Annotated in this window: 15 protein-coding genes; 6 read left to right on the top strand and 9 right to left on the bottom strand. The window is 73.5% G+C overall.

What is annotated here, in order from left to right:
* Window positions 1-16 precede the first annotated feature (16 nt).
* Window positions 17-1,057, bottom strand: a complete 1,041-nt coding sequence (locus BLW82_RS20720; RefSeq protein WP_093500581.1) for a C40 family peptidase — start codon at window positions 1,055-1,057, stop codon at window positions 17-19.
* A 198-nt stretch (window positions 1,058-1,255) separates the two neighbouring features.
* On the opposite strand from BLW82_RS20720, the gene BLW82_RS20715 reads away from it, so the two are divergent.
* The 3 genes from BLW82_RS20715 to BLW82_RS20705 all read left to right on the top strand — a co-directional run bounded on the left by BLW82_RS20715 (window position 1,256) and on the right by BLW82_RS20705 (window position 6,138).
* Window positions 1,256-2,314: a chitinase gene (locus BLW82_RS20715; RefSeq protein ID WP_093500579.1), complete on the top strand. Its 1,059-nt coding sequence runs from the start codon at window positions 1,256-1,258 to the stop codon at window positions 2,312-2,314.
* Between the two features lie 944 nt (window positions 2,315-3,258).
* Window positions 3,259-5,013, top strand: coding sequence for a hypothetical protein (locus BLW82_RS20710; RefSeq protein ID WP_256215897.1), 1,755 nt, complete (start codon window positions 3,259-3,261; stop codon window positions 5,011-5,013).
* Window positions 5,014-5,283: 270 nt separating this feature from the next.
* On the top strand, window positions 5,284-6,138 hold the full coding sequence (locus BLW82_RS20705) for an LLM class F420-dependent oxidoreductase (RefSeq protein WP_093500577.1): 855 nt from the start codon (window positions 5,284-5,286) through the stop codon (window positions 6,136-6,138).
* Window positions 6,139-6,174: 36 nt separating this feature from the next.
* Here the strand turns inward: BLW82_RS20705 and BLW82_RS20700 are convergent, their stop codons facing one another.
* The 4 genes from BLW82_RS20700 to BLW82_RS20690 form a co-directional block, all read right to left on the bottom strand.
* Entirely contained in the window at window positions 6,175-6,783 is a 609-nt protein-coding gene (locus BLW82_RS20700) for a TOPRIM nucleotidyl transferase/hydrolase domain-containing protein (protein WP_093500575.1), read from the bottom strand.
* Between the two features lie 208 nt (window positions 6,784-6,991).
* Window positions 6,992-7,897 (bottom strand): PhzF family phenazine biosynthesis protein, encoded by a 906-nt coding sequence (locus BLW82_RS20695; RefSeq protein ID WP_093500573.1) that lies wholly within the window; start codon window positions 7,895-7,897, stop codon window positions 6,992-6,994.
* 29 nt (window positions 7,898-7,926) lie between these two features.
* On the bottom strand, window positions 7,927-8,088 hold the full coding sequence (locus BLW82_RS44515) for a hypothetical protein (RefSeq protein WP_177233019.1): 162 nt from the start codon (window positions 8,086-8,088) through the stop codon (window positions 7,927-7,929).
* Window positions 8,089-8,207: 119 nt separating this feature from the next.
* The gene (locus BLW82_RS20690; protein WP_093500571.1) at window positions 8,208-8,786 is read right to left on the bottom strand and encodes a TetR/AcrR family transcriptional regulator; all 579 of its coding nucleotides are present in this window, start codon (window positions 8,784-8,786) and stop codon (window positions 8,208-8,210) included.
* Window positions 8,787-8,954: 168 nt separating this feature from the next.
* Here BLW82_RS20690 and BLW82_RS20685 point away from each other — a divergent pair, with 168 nt between their 5' ends.
* On the top strand, window positions 8,955-10,028 hold the full coding sequence (locus tag BLW82_RS20685; protein WP_093500569.1) for an aldo/keto reductase: 1,074 nt from the start codon (window positions 8,955-8,957) through the stop codon (window positions 10,026-10,028).
* A gap of 13 nt (window positions 10,029-10,041) precedes the next feature.
* Here BLW82_RS20685 and pip read toward each other — a convergent pair whose 3' ends face one another.
* Window positions 10,042-11,013 (bottom strand): prolyl aminopeptidase, encoded by a 972-nt coding sequence (gene pip / locus BLW82_RS20680; RefSeq protein ID WP_093500567.1) that lies wholly within the window; start codon window positions 11,011-11,013, stop codon window positions 10,042-10,044.
* A gap of 209 nt (window positions 11,014-11,222) precedes the next feature.
* On the opposite strand from pip, the gene BLW82_RS20675 reads away from it, so the two are divergent.
* The gene (locus BLW82_RS20675) at window positions 11,223-11,633 is read left to right on the top strand and encodes a hypothetical protein (protein WP_093500565.1); all 411 of its coding nucleotides are present in this window, start codon (window positions 11,223-11,225) and stop codon (window positions 11,631-11,633) included.
* A gap of 66 nt (window positions 11,634-11,699) precedes the next feature.
* Here BLW82_RS20675 and BLW82_RS20670 read toward each other — a convergent pair whose 3' ends face one another.
* From BLW82_RS20670 to BLW82_RS20660, 3 genes are all read right to left on the bottom strand, one after another.
* A complete protein-coding gene (locus tag BLW82_RS20670) occupies window positions 11,700-14,099 on the bottom strand; it encodes a SpoIIE family protein phosphatase (protein WP_093500563.1) in 2,400 nt (799 codons plus the stop codon).
* A 263-nt stretch (window positions 14,100-14,362) separates the two neighbouring features.
* Window positions 14,363-14,794, bottom strand: coding sequence for an HIT family protein (locus BLW82_RS20665; protein WP_093500561.1), 432 nt, complete (start codon window positions 14,792-14,794; stop codon window positions 14,363-14,365).
* A gap of 46 nt (window positions 14,795-14,840) precedes the next feature.
* Window positions 14,841-16,958 (bottom strand): SpoIIE family protein phosphatase, encoded by a 2,118-nt coding sequence (locus BLW82_RS20660; protein WP_093500559.1) that lies wholly within the window; start codon window positions 16,956-16,958, stop codon window positions 14,841-14,843.
* Between the two features lie 335 nt (window positions 16,959-17,293).
* Here BLW82_RS20660 and BLW82_RS20650 point away from each other — a divergent pair, with 335 nt between their 5' ends.
* Window positions 17,294-18,238, top strand: a complete 945-nt coding sequence (locus BLW82_RS20650; RefSeq protein WP_093500555.1) for an RNA polymerase sigma-70 factor — start codon at window positions 17,294-17,296, stop codon at window positions 18,236-18,238.
* Window positions 18,239-18,242 lie beyond the last annotated feature (4 nt).

Genomic DNA, 18,242 nt, shown 5'->3' with positions numbered 1-18,242 from the left:
GCGCCCCGTCAGGGGCTCAGACGCGGACGCCGAACATGAACGGGCCGCCGATGGTGGACATGGACTCGTAGCGGACGACCGTGCCCGTGCGCGGGGCGTGCAGGATCTGTCCGTTGCCCGCGTACAGGCCCACGTGGTGCAGGTCGTTGAAGAAGAAGACCAGGTCGCCGACCTGGAGGCCGGACGCCGAGTAGATCCTGGTGCCGATCGTCGACTGGGACTCGGACGTGCGCGGGATGGAGACCCCGGCCTGCGCGTAGGCCCAGGAGGTGAGGCCCGAGCAGTCGAAGGAGGACGGGCCGGTGGCGCCGTAGACGTACGGGGAGCCGAGCCTGGTCTTCGCGGCGGCGAAGGCGGCGGCGGCCCTGCCGGTGGCGGAGGTGTCGTTGCCGAGGTCGACCCGCGCACTGGAGGACCGGCTGGCCCGGTCCTGCTCGGCGGCGAGGGCGGCCTTCTCGGCGGCGGTGAGGCTGTTGAGCAGCTTCTGTGCCTTGGCGAGCTTGGCCTGGACTTCCTTCTTCTTCTTGCCCAGTTCGGTGCGGGTGGCGGCCAGGTCCCGGAGCTTGCCGGTGGCCTCCGCCCGCTCCTGCGCCAACTCGCGCTGCTTGGCCTGGATCTTCTTCAGCGTCTCGACCTGCTGGCCGCTCAGCTGGTCGAGGGTGGACGCCTTGTCCAGATAGCTGTCCGGGTCGGAGGAGAGGAACAGCTGGAGGGACGGGTCGATCCCACCGCTGCGGTACTGGGCGGTGGCCATGGAGCCGATGCCGTCGCGGAGTTCGTTCAGCTCCTCCTGCCCGCGGGCGACCGAGTCCTGGAGCGCGGATATCTGTTTCTGGAGCTTCTCCTGCTTCTCCTTGGCCCCGTTGAACTTCTCGGTGGCCTGCTCGGCCTCCTCGTAGAGCTTGTCGACCCGGGACTTGACCTCGTTCTTGCTCGGCTTCTCGACGGGCGCGGCGTTGGCCGCCTGTGCGCTCAGGGCCACGGCGGCAGCGGCGGCGGAGGTGAGCACGGTGACACGGGCACGGCCCGGCTGCTTGGCACGACGGTGGGACGCCACGGAGGCGAGCTCCTTCCGAGCAGAGGTTCGGGCAACAGACCCTAATGACTCTCTTATGGTCAGTTCAAATCTTCGCATGAAAATCCTTGGCCGGAACTGATCGGAGGTGACCGCCTCCTGACGCCTCATCGAACGAAAGGGTCTGTTGGTCGTAAAGAACCTTGACAGTCAATTGGTCTAGTCCAACTATGGGCATCCATGAGACGCACTCGTGCCCTGCACGCCCTGCCCGCAACTGCCCTTTCCGCCGCGCTCGTTGCCCTCGGGGCAGGCGCCGCGCACGCCGATTCGCACGCCGCCTCGCACCACGTGAAGCCCATGCCCGCGCACGTAGCGGCCCCCTACTTCGAGGCCTGGACCGGCGAGAGCCCCGCCGCGCTCGCCGCCGAGTCCGGCAACAAGTACCTCACCCTCGCCTTCCTCCAGACGCCCGCCGCGGGTTCCTGCACCGCCGACTGGAACGGCGACGCCACCCAGCCCATCGCCCCGGCCGCCTTCGGCGCCGACATCGCCGCCCTCCAGGCCCGCGGCGGCAACGCCATCCCCTCCTTCGGCGGCTACGGCGCCGACACCACCGGCACCGAACTCGCCGACAGCTGCACCGACGTGGACGCGATCGCCGGGGTCTACGAGAAGCTCGTCACGACGTACGGCATCAGCCGCATCGACCTCGACATCGAGGCGGACTCGCTCGCCAACGCGGCCGGAATCGACCGCCGCAACAAGGCGATCGCCAAGGCCGAACACTGGGCCGAACGCACCGGTCGGCCGCTCCAGTTCTCCTACACCCTGCCGACGACCACCAAGGGCCTCGCGGACAGCGGCCTGGCCGTCCTCCAGAACGCCGTCGCCAACCACGCGCGCGTGGACGTCGTCAACATCATGACCTTCGACTACTACGACGGCGCCGCCCATGACATGGCCGCCGACACGCGGACCGCCGCCGACGGCCTGCACGCCCAGCTCCACGCCCTCTTCCCGCACAAGAGCGCCAAGGACCTGTGGGGCATGACCGGCGTCACCGAGATGCCCGGCATCGACGACTTCGGTCCCGCGGAGACCTTCACCACCCAGAACGCCGCGACCGTCGAACGCTGGGCGGCCGCCCAGGGCATCGACACCCTCTCCTTCTGGGCCCTCCAGCGCGACAACGGCACCTGCGTCGGCACCGGCGGCGCCAACGCCTGCTCCGGCATAGCCCAGGACCCCTGGTACTTCAGCCACACCTTCGGCAGGTTCGGCGGCCCGCGCCGGTAGCGGACACCGCCGGCGCTCACCGCGCCGGCGGCCCCGGCCGGACGGGAGGCCGGAGTCTTTGCCGGAACATGGTGAAGATCAGGTTGTCGGACAACTGCCCGTCCATCGGGACCGGTTATCGTCCGCACAGCCATCTCACCTCGTGATCATCCTTTTCCCCGGAGCTCCATGCGCCTCAAGCAGGTCTCGCTCTCGGCGGCGACATCCGTCGTCGCCGGGCTGACCACCGCCGTTGTCGGCCTCACCGGCCCCGCCGCCCTGGCCGACAGCACGGCGTCGCTGCCACTCGCGCACTACGCGCACATGGTGGCCGACCCGGCCCACCAGCACCTCTTCTTCAGCCAGGGGGCCGGTTCGGCAGGCATCCTGGTGACCGACCTGTCCGGCACCCCGGTCACCACCATCACGGACGAGCAGGGCGCCACGGGCCTCGCGCTCTCCGCCGACGGCTCGACCCTCTACGCGGCCCTCGCCGACGGCGACGCGGTCGCCGCCGTCGACACCGCGACGCTCACCGAGGCCACCCGCTACCCGACCGGCACCGGCAGCGCGCCCGTCTCCGTCGCGGTGGCGGGCGGCAAGGTCTGGTACGGCTACCGGACGGCCGACGGCACGGGCGCGATCGGCTCCGTCGACGCGTCCGGGACGGTGTCGACGCCCTCGCTCTCGCACTGGTCGGTCCCGCCGCTGCTGGCGGCCGGCGGCGGAGTGCTCGCCGCCGAGGAGCCGCTGAACAGCCTCAGCCACGTGGCGACCTTCGACGTCTCCTCGGGCACGGCCACCGCCAAGGCCGACACCGACGTCTACGGCGGCACCGCGACCGGGTTCCAGGTCACCGGGGACGGCGCCACCGTGCTGCTCGGCGCCACCCAGCAGCCGCACTGGAGACCTATCGCACCTCGGACCTGTCGCGCGCCAATCCCGCCCCCTACTACACCGGTGGCGTGGGCCCGGGCTCGCTCGCGATCGACACCGACGGCACGACCGCCGCGGCCAGTACCGCGGGCCTCTACGTCTACGTCGACGGCAGACTGGCGGAGAACCACGTCCCCTTCCCCGCCGGCACCACCGTCGCCCCGGACGGCCTGACCTGGGGCGGCGACGGCACCACCCTGTACGCCGTCACCCGGGACTCCTCCGGCGCCTACGGCCTCGACGTGCTCGGCTCCACCAAGCTCACCGACACCACCCTCACCCTGGACCCGCCCCAGTACGCGGTCCCCACCCAGCAGTTCACCTTCACCGGCACCCTCGCCACCAGGGGCATCCTCCCGGCCGGCGCCGCCCTCCAGGTCACCCGCGACGGCGAGCCGCTGCCCGACACCACGGTGGGCACCGACGGCACCTTCGCCGTCAGCGACACCCGGCAGGACGAGGGCACGTACACGTACCAGGTGTCGTACGCCGGAGACACCACTCACCGGCCCGCGACGGCGGACCTCAAGGTGTACGTGGCACGGCTGTCCACGACGATCGCCGGCTCGGAGATCGACTCGGCGAGCCCGCACTCGGTCGTCATCAAGGGCACGCTCACCTCCGAACTGAACCTCGGCAGCTTCCCGCAGGGCACCACGGTCGACGTGTCCCGCATCGACGAGGACACCCAGGAGACGGTCCGGCTCCCCTCGGTGACCGTCGATCCGGCCACCGAGGAGTTCACTGTGACCGACGCGCCGGAGGCGGCCGGCTGGTTCACGTACCACCTCTCCTACGCGGGTGACGCCACCCACGAGCCGAGCGGCGACGAACCGAGCCTGACGGTCTCCGCCTACGCCCCGGCCCTCACCCTGAAGGCCCCCGCGACCGCCGGCCGCGCGGCCCTCTCCTTCACCGGCGAGCTCGGCGACGCGCCCTACCCCGCCGGTGAGACGGTCACCGTCACCCGCACCGACGCCGCCCACACCACGACCCCGGCGACCTGGACCGCGCCCGTCGCGGCCGACGGCACCGTCACGGTCAAGGACACCCCGACCGTCGGCGGCGCGAACACCTACACCGTGAGCTACCCGGGCGACGCGGCCCACCAGGCGGCCACCGCCTCGGCGATCGTCCAGGTGTCCCGCGCCAAGTCGACGGTCACGGTCACCACGGACAAGGCGACGTACGCCTACGGCGCGACGGCCACCGTCACCGCCCACCTGGGCACCACGTACAACGGCCGCACGGTCTCGGTCTACGCGACCCCCGCGGGTGGCAGGAAGACGCTGCTGAAGACCGGCACCGTGGACAGCAAGGGCAACCTGAAGGCGACGTACAAGCCCACCCGCTCCACCGTCTACACGGCGTCCTTCGGGGGTGGCTACCACTACGCCCCCGCCACGGCCACCCACTCCGCCGCCACCCAGGTGAAGATCGCGGAGCGGCTGGGCGGTTACTACACCAGCACCACCTACAGCGGGGTCACCTACCGCGTCTACCACCACACCGTGCAGCCGCAGGTGGTCGGCGTGGTGACCCCGGACAAGTCCGGGCAGTGCATGAAGTTCCAGGCCCAGGAGTACTACAGCGGCGCCTGGCACACCATCGGCACGTCCTCCTGCTTCTCGATGACGCCGGGCAGCACCGGCGTGACCCACCTGGCCCTCACCCACGCGGTGAACCAGCGGTTCCGGGTGCGGACGGAGTACGTCCACAGCTCCAAGGACACGAGCAACGCGGACACCTGGGGCGGCTGGCTGTACCTGACGGTACGGAACTGAGCCCCACGCACCGCCGGTCCGGCTCGGGTGTCCACACCCTGTGGACACCCGAGCCGGACCGTTTCGCCCGCGCCACGGATCGACCACCGTCCCGCCGAAGCTGACGTTCAGCCTGCCGACGAGGCCAAGGAGCGGCCGGGGGCGCCGGGCAGTGCGACGAGCGTGCCGGCGAGCGACGGCGGGCCGACGGCCGCGACCACGTGCGGCCATTCGGGGCATCTTTCGACGCTGATCGGAATACGGTTCTCGGCCCCCTCGGTTGTCCGGGGCATGGACGAGACCCCGCGCAAGATCGACCTCGGCGCCTTCGGTGTGTGGCGCCACGACAGGACCGAACCCGAACTGGCCGTCGCGCTGGAGGGCCTGGGCTACGGCACCCTCTGGCTCGGCAACGTGACCGACCCGGACCTGGCCGAAGCCGAACGCCTGCTGGACGCCACGGACCGCCTGGTGCTGGCCACCGGCATCGTGAACATCTGGTCCAACCCGGCCGACCGCGTCGCCCGCGCCTACCGGCGCATCGCCGAACGTCACCCGGACCGCTTCCTGCTGGGCGTCGGCGCCGGCCACCCGGAGGCCACGAAGGAGTTCGTGCGGCCGTACGAAGCCCTCAACGCCTACCTGGACGTCCTCGACGCGGGCGGTGTCCCGGTCGCCCGGCGGGCGCTGGCGGCCCTCGGCCCCCGCGTCCTGCGGCTGGCCGGCGACCGCACCGCGGGCGCGCACCCCTATCTGGTTCCCCCCGAGCACACCCGCCGGGCCCGCGAACTCCTCGGCGCCGGCCCGATCCTCGCCCCCGAACAGAAGGTGGTCCTGGAGACCGACCCGGCCGAGGCCCGCGCGATCGGCGACGCCACGCTCGGCTTCTACCTGGGCCTGACCAACTACGTCGGCAACCTGCGCCGACTCGGCTTCGACGACACCGACTTCGCGGACGGCGGCAGCGACCGCCTCTTCGACGCCCTCATCGTGCACGGCGGCCCTGACCGGGTGGCCGAGGGCGTCCGGGCCCATCTGGACGCGGGCGCCGACCACGTGGCGGTGCAGTTGCTGCACCCCGAAGGCGCCGACCCGTTGCCGGGGTACCGGGCGGTGGCGGGAGCGTTGGGGCTGGGAGGCGTGTAGGCCGCGGGCTCCGGTGGTCACCGCGGGCCCTGGTGGTCACAGAGCCGTGAGCAGGCCGGCGAGCGGCGCGGGTACCCGGTCGGGGTCCAGGGCCTCGACGAGGACCCGGCCGTAACGGATCTTGCGGCCCGAGGTCGTGCCGAGGAAGCGGCGGTACTGCTGCTGCGCGGTGCGGCCCTGCTGGGCGGGCTGGTTGAGGAAGGTGCGCAGGGCGCGGTGATCGCCCTCCGCGCGGGCGAGTTCGGCGACGCGCGGCGGGCCGAGGGCGCGGACCAGTTCGTCCTCCAGGTCGGCCGCGCAGACGAAGAGGCCGTCCGCTGCGGCACCGGCCCGTGCCAGACCGCGTGAGTAGTAGGGGAGTTCGCGTTCGTCGCAGAGCCCGGTCAGGCGCAGGCCGAGGCCGGGCGGTCCGAGGAGGCGGGCGAACCGGCCGGCGTTCATCGCCCCGCCCATCGGCAGCGCGCAGACCCCTTCGGCCGCGAGGTCCCGGCCGCGCCGGACGGCCAGCGCCTCGACGGCCGCGAGGTCGCTGGGCCCTTCGAGCAGTACGGCGACACGGATGCCGAGCCGCTCGGCGAGTTCCCGCGCGGGCTCCGCGGGGCCACCGCGGTCCCACGCGCCGACGGCCTCCCGGAAGTCCGCCATGCCGGGCGGGCGGGGCGTATGCGCCGGGTCCGCTCCGTGTGCCGCGTCCGCCGTATCCGTCCTGGGATCCGACGCGCCTGCCGCGTCCGACACGTCCGCTGCGTCCGCCGTATCCGTCCTGGGATCCGTCATGGGACGAGTCTCCGCCCGGGTCCGGCGGTGGTGCCACGGAATATCCGGGGCGCCGCCGGTCCGGGGGAGCGCAGGCTCAGACGATGCGGGTCCCGGTGCCGCCGACGTGCACGCGAGGGTCGCCCGCGCGCAGGGTGACCGTGAGTTCGCCGGGGCGGCCCAGGTCCTCGCCCTGGTGGAGGGTGAGGACGGCGTCCTCGGGGACCAGGCCGAGCTCACGGGCGTAGGCACCGAACGCGGCGGCCGCGGCGCCGGTCGCCGGATCCTCGACGACCCCGCCGACGGGGAACGGGTCGCGGACGTGGAAGACGGTGGCCGACTCCCGCCACACCAACTGAACGGTGGTCAGGTCCAGGCGGTGCATCAGCGCTTCGAGGCGCGCGAAGTCGTAGGCGAGGTCCGCGAGCCGGGCGCGGGTCGCCGCCGCGAGCACGAGATGGCGGGCGCCGGCGAACGCGATGCGGGGCGGGAAGGCCGGGTCGAGATCGGCGGCCGGCCAGTCGAGCGCGGCGAGCGCCTCCGCGAGGTCGGTGCCGGCGATCTCCTCGGTGTGCGGCTCGACGCTGGTGAGTGTGGCCAGGACCGCCCCGCCCTCCTCGGTCACCGCCACCGGAACGATGCCCGCCGGGGTGGCGAACACCAGCTCCCCGGGGCCGGTCCGCTCGGCGAGCGCCACGGCGGTCGCGATGGTGGCGTGCCCGCAGAACGGCACCTCGGCCTTGGGGCTGAAGTAACGGATGGTGTACGCCCGTCCGTCCCCGTCCCCGTCCCCGTTTCCGCCCCCGCCCTCGCCGCCGAGGTCCGCCGGGGGTGCGGTCAGGAACGCCGACTCCGAGTAGCCGAGTTCGGCGGCGATGGCGAGCATTGCGGCGTCGTCCAGACCGGTGGCGTCCAGCACGACCCCGGCGGGGTTGCCGCCCTCGGGGGAGCTGGAGAAGGCGGTGTAGCGCAGGATCTCGGGCCGGGGCGCGTTCGTCGTCATGGTCGCGGCAACACGGGCCGGAGCGGCGGCTATTCCGGACCGCGCGCGGGGTCCGGGCCGTCCGGGTGTTCCTGCCGGTGGTGGTGGGTGGCGGTGATGCCGGCGAGGACGAGGTCGATGCCGTCGAGGAACTGCTGGCGGTCGTCGTGCGCCGCGGAGGCCGCCGACGCGGCCGACCTCCACGAGCGCATGTTCCGCGAGGGCTCCCCGCACGGGCTGATCGCCATGTTCGCCGGTGCCGGTGCCGGTGCCGGTGCCGCTGCTGAAGCCGCAGCCGGAGCCGGGCAGACCGCGTGAGCGGTGCGGGGCGTCACGCCGTGTGGCGCAGTCCCGTGACGAGAAGGGCGACCAGGCGGCGGGCGTCGTAGCCGGGGTCGCTCTCCGCGCCGATGCAGAGGTTGCCGACGCCGCGCATCAGCTCGACGGCGGCCAGGTCGGTGTGGATCTCGCCGGACTCGGATGCCGCGTCGAGAAGCCGGGTGCAGACGGGGACCAGGCTGTCCAGGAAGTACGCGTGGAGGGCGTCGAAGCCCGTCTGGTCGGCACGCAGGGCCGCGGCGAGCCCGTGCTTGGTGACCAGGAAGTCCACGAAGAGATCGATCCAGCGGCGCAGCGCCTCGTACGGGCTCGGGGAGTCGGCCAGCAGTGCCGGGCCGGCCTCCGCGCAGGCCTCCACCTGGTGCCGGTAGACGGCGATGATCAGGTCGGCGCGGGTCGGGAAGTGCCGGTAGATCGTCGCCGTGCCGACGCCCGCACGGGCCGCGATGTCGCGGACCGGCGCCTCCACGCCGGACGCGACGAACGCCGCCGCGGCCGCCTCCAGCAGGGTCGTCTCGTTGCGCCGGGCGTCCGCCCGCCGGGGCCGGACCGCCTGCTCCTCGTCCTTCATCGCGCGTCCTTCGTCGGCCGTCGGGCGTCCTTCGGCGGTGTTCCGCCGGGCGTCACTCTATCGGGGCGTTGCGAAACGGGACGGTGTTCCGTATCGTCGAAAACGTGAAACGGGACGGCGTTCCGTTTATTGCAAGCGTGTCGAATATGTCGGGTGAGGAGAACAGCCATGCAGTACCGCACTTTGGGCCGTACCGGTGTGCAGGTCAGCACGCTCGGGCTCGGCGCGATGAACTTCGGGGCGATCGGGCGGACCACCCAGGAGGAGGCGACCGCGATCGTCGACGCCGCACTGGAGGCCGGGATCAATCTGATCGACACCGCCGACATGTACGGGCAGGGCGAGTCGGAGGAGATGGTCGGCAAGGCGATCGCGGGCCGCCGTGACGACATCGTGCTGGCCACGAAGGCCGGCCTGCCGATGGGGGACGAGCGCAATCACCGGGGCGGGTCACGGCGGTGGCTGGTCACCGCGCTGGAGAACAGCCTGCGGCGGCTCGGCGTCGACCACGTCGACCTCTACCAGATACACCGCTGGGACCCGGCCACGAGTGACGAGGAGACCCTGTCGGCGCTGACCGATCTGCAACGCGCCGGGAAGATCCGCCACTTCGGCTCCTCGACCTACCCGGCGTACCGGATCGTGCAGGGCCAGTGGGCCGCCCGTGTTCACGGCCTGAGCCGGTACGTCACCGAACAGCCCAGCTACTCCCTCCTCCAGCGGGGCGTCGAGTCCCATGTCCTGCCCGTGACCGAGGAGTACGGGATGGGCGTGCTGGCGTGGAGCCCGCTGGCCTCCGGCTGGCTGTCCGGCGCCGTGCGCAGGGGCCGGCCCGTCACCACCAGCCGCGCCACGCTGGCGCCCGACCGCTTCGACCTGGCCCTGCCCGCCAACCAGGCCCGGCTCGACGCGGTGGAGCGGCTGGCCGCCGTCGCCGACGGGGCCGGGCTGACCCTGATCCAGCTCGCCCTCGGCTTCGTGACCGCCCACCCCGCCGTCACCAGCGCCCTCATAGGCCCGCGTACTCGCGACCACCTCCACTCCCAGCTCGCCGCCGCCGACACCGTGCTCTCCGCGGACGTTCTGGACGCGGTCGACGCGATCGTCGCCCCCGGCACCGACCTGGCCGCACACGAGAAGCACGACACCCCGCCCGCCCTCCTCGACCCGGCCCTGCGCCGCCGCCGCGTGACGGAGGGGCGAGGAGCAGAGGGCCGGGAGGCAGAGGGGGAGGGGAACTGACAAGCAGGCCTGCCTAGCGGCCATCGCCGAACCGCGCGATCGCCGTCAGGACAGCCCGGTGCATCGCGGGACTGCCGGTGTGCCCCGCGTCGTCGATCACTTGCAGCTCCGCGTCCGGCCAGGCCCTCGCCAGTTCCCACGCGGTCTTCAGCGGGCTGCCGATGTCCAGCCGGCCGTGGATCAGCACTCCGGGAATGCCGGCCAACCGGCGGGCGTCCCGCAACAGCCGACCGTCCTCCAGCCAGGCGTCGTGGGCGAAGTAGTGCGCACAGATGCGGACGAAGGCCATCAGAGCATCGTCGGGGCGGTCGCTGTAGGCACCTGGACTGCCCAGCACCTCATGGGCGATGACGGCGTCCTCCCAAGTGACCCAGGCACGGGCCGCGCGGGCCCGGACCCCGGCGTCCGGACCGTTCAGCAGCCTGTCGTAGGCGGCGACGAGACTGCCGTCGCGGTCGGCGGGCGGCAAGTGGTCGCGGAAGGCCTCCCAGGGGCCCGGGAGCAGGCGGCCCACACCGCGGTAGAGCCAGTCGGTCTCCTCGGGGCGGGTCATGGTGACACCGGCGATGACGATCTCGGAGACCCGCTCGGGGTGGCGTTCGGCGTAGGCGAGGATCAGTGTCGAGCCCCAGGAGCCGCCGTACAGGAGCCAGCGTTCGACGCCGAGGTGCTCGCGCAGCCGTTCCATGTCGGCGATCAGGTGGTCGGTGGTGTTGTCGGCGAGGCCGACGGTCGGGTCGGAGGCGTGCGGCCGGCTCTCGCCGGAGCCGCGCTGGTCGAAGAGGACGATCCGGTACATGCCGGGATCGAACAGTCTGCGGGCGTGCCGCCGCCCGCCGCTGCCCGGGCCGCCGTGCACGCACAGGGCGGCCTTCCCCGCGGGGTTGCCGCTGGTCTCCCAGTAGACCTGCTGCCCGTCCCCGACATCGAGGAGACCGCGAGCGTAGGGCTCGATGGGCGGGAAGTCCTCGGGCTCCTCGGGCATGGTGCTCTCCTTCCGGAAGGGGGCGGGAACAGCCTTTCATCCCTCCTGAGTTGGGTGGAGAGCAGATCGCGCAGGCCATCAGGGCATCGCGAAGGCGGCGAAGGCTCCGGAACGTCCGCGCGGGCGGCCCCGCACCGGCGTACGTACTCGGGTCGGTCTGAGTATCCGCACTCTGTCCGGTGCCGGTGCCCGGCCGGAACGCTAAGGGCATGGGACTTCACAGGCCCGATCTGCGGGCGGGGGCGCCGGCACTCGTGCTGGCCGGGGTGTCGGTGGTGGCCTGGGCCGCCTGGCTGGGCTGGGACCAGCACCGGGAGGTGCGGGCCGACGGGTCGGTCAGCGGGCCGTACGAGGCGTGGCAGGTCGCCGGGCTGGCCGCGACCCTGCTGGCGGCGGTGTGCTGCACGGCCGCCCGGGGGCACAGCGCCGCTGCCGTGGCCGGTACGACCGCAGGGCTGACCCTCGCCGCCTACGTCGACTGGTCGGGCGAAGCCAGTGGGCTGTTCATGGTCGGGGTGGTGCTGGTCATGGCGGGGAGTTTCGTCGCCTCCGCCGTCGCCACGGCCGTCGTGTCAGCACTGACCGACACGCTCGGCCGCGACCGGCCGCTCACCCGGTAGGTCGCGACCCGCCCGGTGGGGCACGAGGGTCGCCCGCTGGGTCACGGGTCTGGCCGGGCACGTGGTTCACGCCGGCAGGGGCTGTTCCGCCCAGATCGTCTTGCCGGTCGGGGTCTGGCGGCTGCCCCAGCGTTCCGAGATCTGGGCGACCAGGAGCAGGCCCCGGCCGCCCTCGTCGTAGACGCGGGCCCGGCGCAGGTGCGGGGCGGTGCTGCTGCCGTCGGAGACCTCGCAGATGAGGGAGGCGTCGCGGATCAGGCGGAGGGCGATCGGGCCGTCGCCGTAGCGGACCGCGTTCGTGACCAGTTCGCTGACGATCAGTTCGGTGGCGAAGGCCGCGTCCGTCAGTCCCCAGGCCGCCAGCTGTTCGCAGGCCACCTTGCGGGCCCCGGCGACGGCGGCCGGGTGCTGGGGGAACTGCCAGGTGCGGACCTTCGTGGTGTCCAGGGCGGAGGTGCGGGCGAGCAGGAGAACGATGTCATCGGCCGGGCGGTCGGTCAGGACCGTGCGCAGGACGTGGTCGCAGGTCTCCTCCAGGGGCGCGGCCGGGCCGGCGAGGGCCCGGCGGAGCAGGCCGAGACCCACCTCGATGTCGTGGTCGGCGGTCTCCACCAGGCCGTCGGTGTAGAGGGCGAGCAGGCTGCCCTCCGCGAGTTCCACCTCGACGGACTCGAAGGGCAGGCCGCCCAGGCCGAGCGGCGGTCCGGCCGGCAGGTCGAGAAAGCGGACGTCACCGTCGGGGGTGGCCAGGGCCGGCGGCGGATGACCGGCGCGGGCCACGGTGCAGCGGCAGGTCACCGGGTCGTACACGGCGTACAGGCAGGTCGCGCCGATGTCGCCGGCCGACGCGGCCTCCGCCCGGCCGGGCACCTCCGGACCCTCCTCGCGGTCGAGGCGGATGACCAGGTCGTCCAGTTGGGTGAGGAGTTCGTCGGGGGCGAGGTCGACGTCCGCCAGGGTCCGTACCGCCGTGCGCAGGCGGCCCATGGTGGCCGAGGCGCGGATGCCGTGGCCGACGACGTCGCCGACGACCAGGGCGACCCGGGCCCCGGAGAGCGGGATCACGTCGAACCAGTCGCCGCCGACGTCCGCACCGGCCCCGGTGGGCAGGTAGCGGTAGGCCACCTCCGTCGCCGCGAGGCCCGGCGGCCGTCCCGGCAGCAGGCTGCGCTGCAGGGCCAGCGCGGTGCGGCGCTCGCGGGTGTAGCGGCGGGCGTTGTCCACGCTCACCGCGGCCCTGGCGACGATCTCCTCCGCGAGCCGCTGGTCGTACTCGGTGAACGACTCGGGCGTGCGGTGCCGCAGGAAGTGCACGAGGCCGAGGGTGACGCCGCGGGCCCGCAGCGGAACCATCAGCACCGAGTGGATCAGGTGCCGGGCGACGGCCTCGGCGTGGGCCTGGGAGCTCCTGAGCCAGTCCCGCATGCCGGGGTCGCCGGGCCGGTGGCGGGTGCCGTGGCCGCTGAGCAGCGTCCGCATCGGAGGCGTGTCCACCGGGTAGCGGAACGCGTCGCCGAGGGCGAACGCCGCCTCAGGGCAGCCCGCCAGCACCGACCGCTGGGCCGCTCGGCGTACGGCGACCGGTTCGCCCGGTGTCAGGGGTTCCGGCTCGTCGCCGAGGGCGACGGACTCCAGCAGGTCGACGGTGACGAAGTCCGCGAACCCGGACACGGCCACCTCGGCCAGTTCCTCGACGGTGCGGGTCACGTCCAGGGTGGTGCCGACGCGCAGGCCGGCGTCGTCGAGGACGGCCAGGTGACGGCGGGCCCAGTACTGCTCGGTGGTGTCGAAGACCACCGCCGACACGCCCTGCACGGTGCCGATGTCGTCCTTCAGCGGGGAGAAGTACATCGACCAGGAGTGCTCCCGGGTCTCGCCGGGCGCCTGGGCGTGCTGCTCGTGGAAGATCGTTTGCCCGGTGCGCAGGACCTGTCGCTGGAGGCGGTCGTACTCGTCGAAGGGGAAGCTGGGCTCGATCTCCGACAGGGTCAGGCTCCGCATCTCCGCCGCGGGCAGGCCCATGATCCGGGACATGGCGTCGTTGGCGGCGACGAACCGGGCGTCGCGGTCGTAGATCGCCACCGGTGTGGGCAGCTGGGCGAGCGTGAGGTCCCACAGGGCCGCCGCGCCGGGCTGCTCGCGTCCGGCCACGGTCGTCGGCGGGGCGGCGGTCACCAGCCAGAGCGGCCTGTCACCCGTGTCCGCGAGCGGGATGCCCTGCAGACGTACGACGATACGGTCGCCGTTGCGGTGCAGCAGCGCCACCTCGGTGGACCAGCGCTGCCCGTCGGCGAGGTGCCGGCGCGCGGAGACGGGCAGGTCGGCGGCGAGCAGCGTCAGCGCGGAACGGCCGACGACCTCGGCGGGCTCGTACCCGAGGAGCCGCCGGGCCCCCGCACTCCACACCAGGACCGCCCCGCCGGCCTCGACGACGACCGCCAGGTCGTCCGGTACGCGACCCTCCATGGTGCCTCCGGCTGTCCGGGTATCCCTCCCATGATCCCGCCGCCCCGGAACCCCTACAACCGGCGGCGCGACGGGCGCCTCGACCGGCGGCTCCGGACATCGTCACCTGCTTCTCGTCCACCGGCCCGGCCGCCCTCGCCGCGATCGACGCCGCCTCCGCCCGCGCCCTGGCCGACGGCATGGCCGCCCCCGGCCCGGTCTTCCTCAGCGCCGAGGACGTCCTGCACGAGGTCGTCACGGCCGACCCCCGCTGACGCGTCCGGTCAGGCTTCGGACGCCACCTGCTCGGTGAACCCGAGCTCGCGCAGTGCGGTGCGCAGCCGGGTCGCGGCGTCGTCGAGGGCGGCTTCGTCCGTCTCCGCCTTCGCCCGGGAGAAGTCGAGTTCCGCCATGCCCCAGGCGGGCGCGACATGGATGTGCAGATGCGGCACCTCGAAGCCCGCGATGACCAGACCGGCCCGGGGCGCGTCCCAGGCGCGCCGCACCGCGCGGCCGACCGCCTGGGCCACCGTGACGCAGCGGGCCAGCACCTCGCCGTCCGCGTCGGTCCACTGGTCCACCTCCCGCCGGGGCACCACCAGGGTGTGCCCCGGGGTCAGCGGGGCGATGCTGAGGAACGCGGCGACCTCCGGGTCCTGCCAGACGAACCGGGCAGGCAGTTCTCCGGCGAGGATCCGGGAAAAGAGCGTAGGCATGCGGCGAGTATCCCCCGCGTCCCGAGCCGCCGGCAGGGGCCCCGGTTCACGGGTGCGGGACCCCGGTCCGCAGCAGCAGCACGGCGAGGTCGTCGGTGTGGCCACCGGCCGGCCAGGCCTGCTGGACGAGGTCGTCGATGAGGCGCTCCAGGTCGCCGACGTCGGCACGGGCGAGGTGCTCGGCGAGGCCCGCGATGGCGTGGCCGACGTCGGTGCCGGGGTGTTCGACGAGGCCGTCGGTGTAGAGGGCGAGGACGGAGCCCGCCGGGAGCGGGCCCCGGGTGAGGGGGTAGCGGGCGCAGGCGTCGACGCCCAACGGCGGCCCGGGGTCGAGGTGGAGCGGGTGGGCCCGGCCGGCCCCCGGCCGCAGCAGCGGCGGCACGTGGCCGGCGCCGGCCAGGGTCAGCTCGCGCCGGGCCAGGTCGAGGTGGAGGTAGAGGCAGGTCACCAGGAGGTCGGGGGCCAGGTCGGCGAGGAGCCGGTTGGTGCGGTCGATGACCTGGTCCGGGGCGGCGCCGGCGGTGGCGTGCGCGTGGATGGCGGTACGGACCTGGCCCATCAGGGCCGCCGCGGCCATGCTGTGGCCCTCCACGTCGCCGATGACGGCGGCCGCGCAGGTGTCGTCCAGGCGCAGCAGGTCGTAGAAGTCGCCGCCGACGTCGATGCCGTGCCCGGCCGGCAGGTAGCGGGCGGCGACCGTGAGGCCGGGCACGGTGGGCAGGCTGCGCGGCAGGAGCGCCTGCTGGAGCTGGTGGACGAGGTGGTGCTGGGTGTCGTAGAGGCGGGCCCGGTCCAGGGCTTGGGCGAGCAGGCCGGACAGCGGGGTGAGGACGGCGCGTTCGTCGGCGGTGAAGACGTGCGGGCGTTCGTAGGAGAGGACGCAGCAGCCGACCGGGCGTCCGGAGATGATCAGGGGCAGGTAGGCCCAGGCCTGTTTCCCGCTGATCCGCGGTAGGCGGGGGTAGTTCCGGGCCAGCTCGGCCGGACTGGCGAAGAAGGCGGGGACGCCGCTCGCCAGGACCTGCCCGGCCGGGGTGACGCCGGTGTCGAGGGGGAGGGCGTCGAGGCGTTCGACGGCTTCGGCGGAGTAGCCGTGCTGTCCGGCGACGCGCAGGCGGCCCGCCTCGGAGATGCTGAGCAGCAGTCCCTGGGCGCCGAACGCCGGCAGGATCTGGTCCGCGATCAGCGCGACGAGGTCGCGGGTGGTCACCGTCTCGGTGAGCGCGGCCGCCAGGTGGACCAGCTGGTAGAGGCGGCCGGGCGTGGTCGGGGCAGGCTCCGCGCGCCCGCTTCCGGCGTCCGTCCCCGCCTCCTCCCCGGCGGTGACGCGCACGCTGATGCCGCTGGCGTCCGGGTGGAGGTGGAAGGTCAGCCACTGGTCCGGCGGGCGGAGCGCGCTGAAGGACACCGGCGCCCGGCTGGCGACCGCCAGCCGGTACCGCTCCTCGTACCGCAGGTCGTCCAGCCACGGCAGGGACTGCCAGGGCCGGGTGCCCAGCAGCCGGTCGGCGTCCCGGCCGAGCAGCCGCGCGGCCGGGGCGGACATGAACGTGACCCTGCCCTCCAGGTCCAGGGCCACGGCACCCTCCGGGATCCGGTCGAGGAAATCGGCGGCGGCCAGTGCGGTCTGGGCCGGATGCCGCCGCGAGTCCACGGCCACGACACGCGGCCGGTCCGGGAGGGCGGGCGGCACCGGCGAGTCATCCAGGAGCCGGGCCAGCGCGCGGGCGCTGGCCGCGATGTGGTGCCGTTCGCGGGCGGTGGGCCGGGGCGGGTGGTCGGCGGGCCACATCAGCACGACCCCGCCCCACCTGCGGCGCACCCCGCGCAACGGGACCGCGGCGAGGGCGAAGGGGTAGGGCAGGACGGTCGCGGCCCGCGGGTAGCGGCGGGCCATCTCGTCCTGGGAGCCGACCCAGACCAGGTGGTCCTCCTCGATCGCGTCGGCCACCGGGACGGGCGCGGTCAGCGGCAGCCGCTGCCAGGGTGCGGTGAAGTCGGCGGGCAGCCCGCACAGCGCCACCAGCCGCAGCAGGGCGGCCGGCTCCTCGACGAGGTACAGGCCGCCGATCGCCGCCCCCGTCCGGCGCACCATGTCGGCCAGTGCCGCGCCCAGGGCGTCGTCGACCGCGAGGTCGCCCCTGGGCCGGGCACGGAGCCGCATGACGTTCGTCCTCCGGTCGTGTGCGGTGGACAGCGGACGCCGCACGGAACCTCTCCCGGGCCCGCTACGGCGCCGCATACCACGCATTCGCGACACTATGCACATGCCTTGGCGCGGCCACGGCGGTCTGCCGGCGCCTGTGACCGTCCCCGCCCGCTCCGGCAGTGCCTCACCGGGGCGCGGGGCCGTCTTCATGTGCGGTTCCGCCGCGTGGGCGCGACCGGCCACGACGCTGCCGCACCTGGCCGACGGCACCTGTCCGCACCCGGCCGACGGCACCTGTCCGATCGACGGTCTCCCACGGCACTTCCGGCGGACCGCCTAGGATCCACGGCATGGCAGCGACCGTTACCGACGTGGACCGGTTCGAGGCGGCCCGGCCGCGCCTCGCGGCCATCGCCTACCGCCTCCTCGGCTCCGCGAGCGAGGCCGAGGACGCAGTGCAGGACACCTACCTGCGCTGGCAGGCAGCCGACACCGCCCGCATCGAGGTCCCCGAGGCCTGGCTGACCAAGGTGCTCACCAACCTCTGCCTCAACCAGCTCACCTCGGCCCGCGCCCGCCGCGAGACCTACGTGGGCCAGTGGCTGCCCGAGCCGCTGCTCGCCGGCGACCCGATGCTCGGCCCCGCCGACACCGCGGAACGGCGGGAGTCGGTGTCGTACGCCGTCCTGGTCCTGCTGGAGCGCCTCGCCCCGGCCGAGCGCGCGGTGTACGTGCTGCGCGAGGCCTTCGACTACCCGCACCGGGAGATCGCCCGGATCCTCGACCTCACCGAGGCCGCCAGCCAGCAGATCCTGCACCGGGCCAGGAAGCACGTCGCGCAGGGCAGGACCCGCACCGCGGTCGACGAGGCGGCCGCCCGGCGGATCATCGAGGAGTTCCTCGCGGCCGCGGCCAGCGGCCGGACCGAGCCGCTCGTCCGGCTGCTCACCGAGGACGCCGTCGCGGTCGGCGACGGCGGCGGGAAGGTCCCGGCGGCGGCCAGGGCGTTCGAGGGTGCCCTCGCGGTCGCGAAGTTCATGCGGGGCCTGTTCAAACAGGGCCCGGCCCAGCGGGCGCTGGTCGGCGGTTCCGTCGAGCTGTATGCCGCGACCGCCAACGGCGGCCCCGCGCTGGTGGCGACCGTGGACGGCCGGGTCTTCGGCGTGATGTGCCTGGAGATCACCACCGAGGGCATCGCCGCGTTCCGCACCCAGGTCAACCCCGACAAGCTGGAGCGCGCGACCAGCCGGTGGGCGGCGACGGCCCACGGCGAACCCCTGGCCCGTCTCTTCTGAACCC

This window comes from Streptomyces sp. Ag109_O5-10 (assembly GCF_900105755.1).
Classification (GTDB): domain Bacteria; phylum Actinomycetota; class Actinomycetes; order Streptomycetales; family Streptomycetaceae; genus Streptomyces.
Note: the sequence above shows the minus strand (reverse complement) of the source record. Positions and strands in the feature narration are given on the sequence as shown.

Coding starts and splice junctions, on each gene's coding strand:
- BLW82_RS20715 (WP_093500579.1), top strand. CDS start 1,256: ATGAGACGCACTCGTGCCCTGCACGCCCTGCCCGCAACTGCCCTTTCC.
- BLW82_RS20705 (WP_093500577.1), top strand. CDS start 5,284: ATGGACGAGACCCCGCGCAAGATCGACCTCGGCGCCTTCGGTGTGTGG.
- BLW82_RS20700 (WP_093500575.1), bottom strand. CDS start 6,783: ATGGCGGACTTCCGGGAGGCCGTCGGCGCGTGGGACCGCGGTGGCCCC.
- BLW82_RS20695 (WP_093500573.1), bottom strand. CDS start 7,897: ATGACGACGAACGCGCCCCGGCCCGAGATCCTGCGCTACACCGCCTTC.
- BLW82_RS44515 (WP_177233019.1), bottom strand. CDS start 8,088: ATGCGCTCGTGGAGGTCGGCCGCGTCGGCGGCCTCCGCGGCGCACGAC.
- BLW82_RS20690 (WP_093500571.1), bottom strand. CDS start 8,786: ATGAAGGACGAGGAGCAGGCGGTCCGGCCCCGGCGGGCGGACGCCCGG.
- BLW82_RS20685 (WP_093500569.1), top strand. CDS start 8,955: ATGCAGTACCGCACTTTGGGCCGTACCGGTGTGCAGGTCAGCACGCTC.
- pip (WP_093500567.1), bottom strand. CDS start 11,013: ATGCCCGAGGAGCCCGAGGACTTCCCGCCCATCGAGCCCTACGCTCGC.
- BLW82_RS20675 (WP_093500565.1), top strand. CDS start 11,223: ATGGGACTTCACAGGCCCGATCTGCGGGCGGGGGCGCCGGCACTCGTG.
- BLW82_RS20670 (WP_093500563.1), bottom strand. CDS start 14,099: ATGGAGGGTCGCGTACCGGACGACCTGGCGGTCGTCGTCGAGGCCGGC.
- BLW82_RS20665 (WP_093500561.1), bottom strand. CDS start 14,794: ATGCCTACGCTCTTTTCCCGGATCCTCGCCGGAGAACTGCCTGCCCGG.
- BLW82_RS20660 (WP_093500559.1), bottom strand. CDS start 16,958: ATGCGGCTCCGTGCCCGGCCCAGGGGCGACCTCGCGGTCGACGACGCC.
- BLW82_RS20650 (WP_093500555.1), top strand. CDS start 17,294: ATGGCAGCGACCGTTACCGACGTGGACCGGTTCGAGGCGGCCCGGCCG.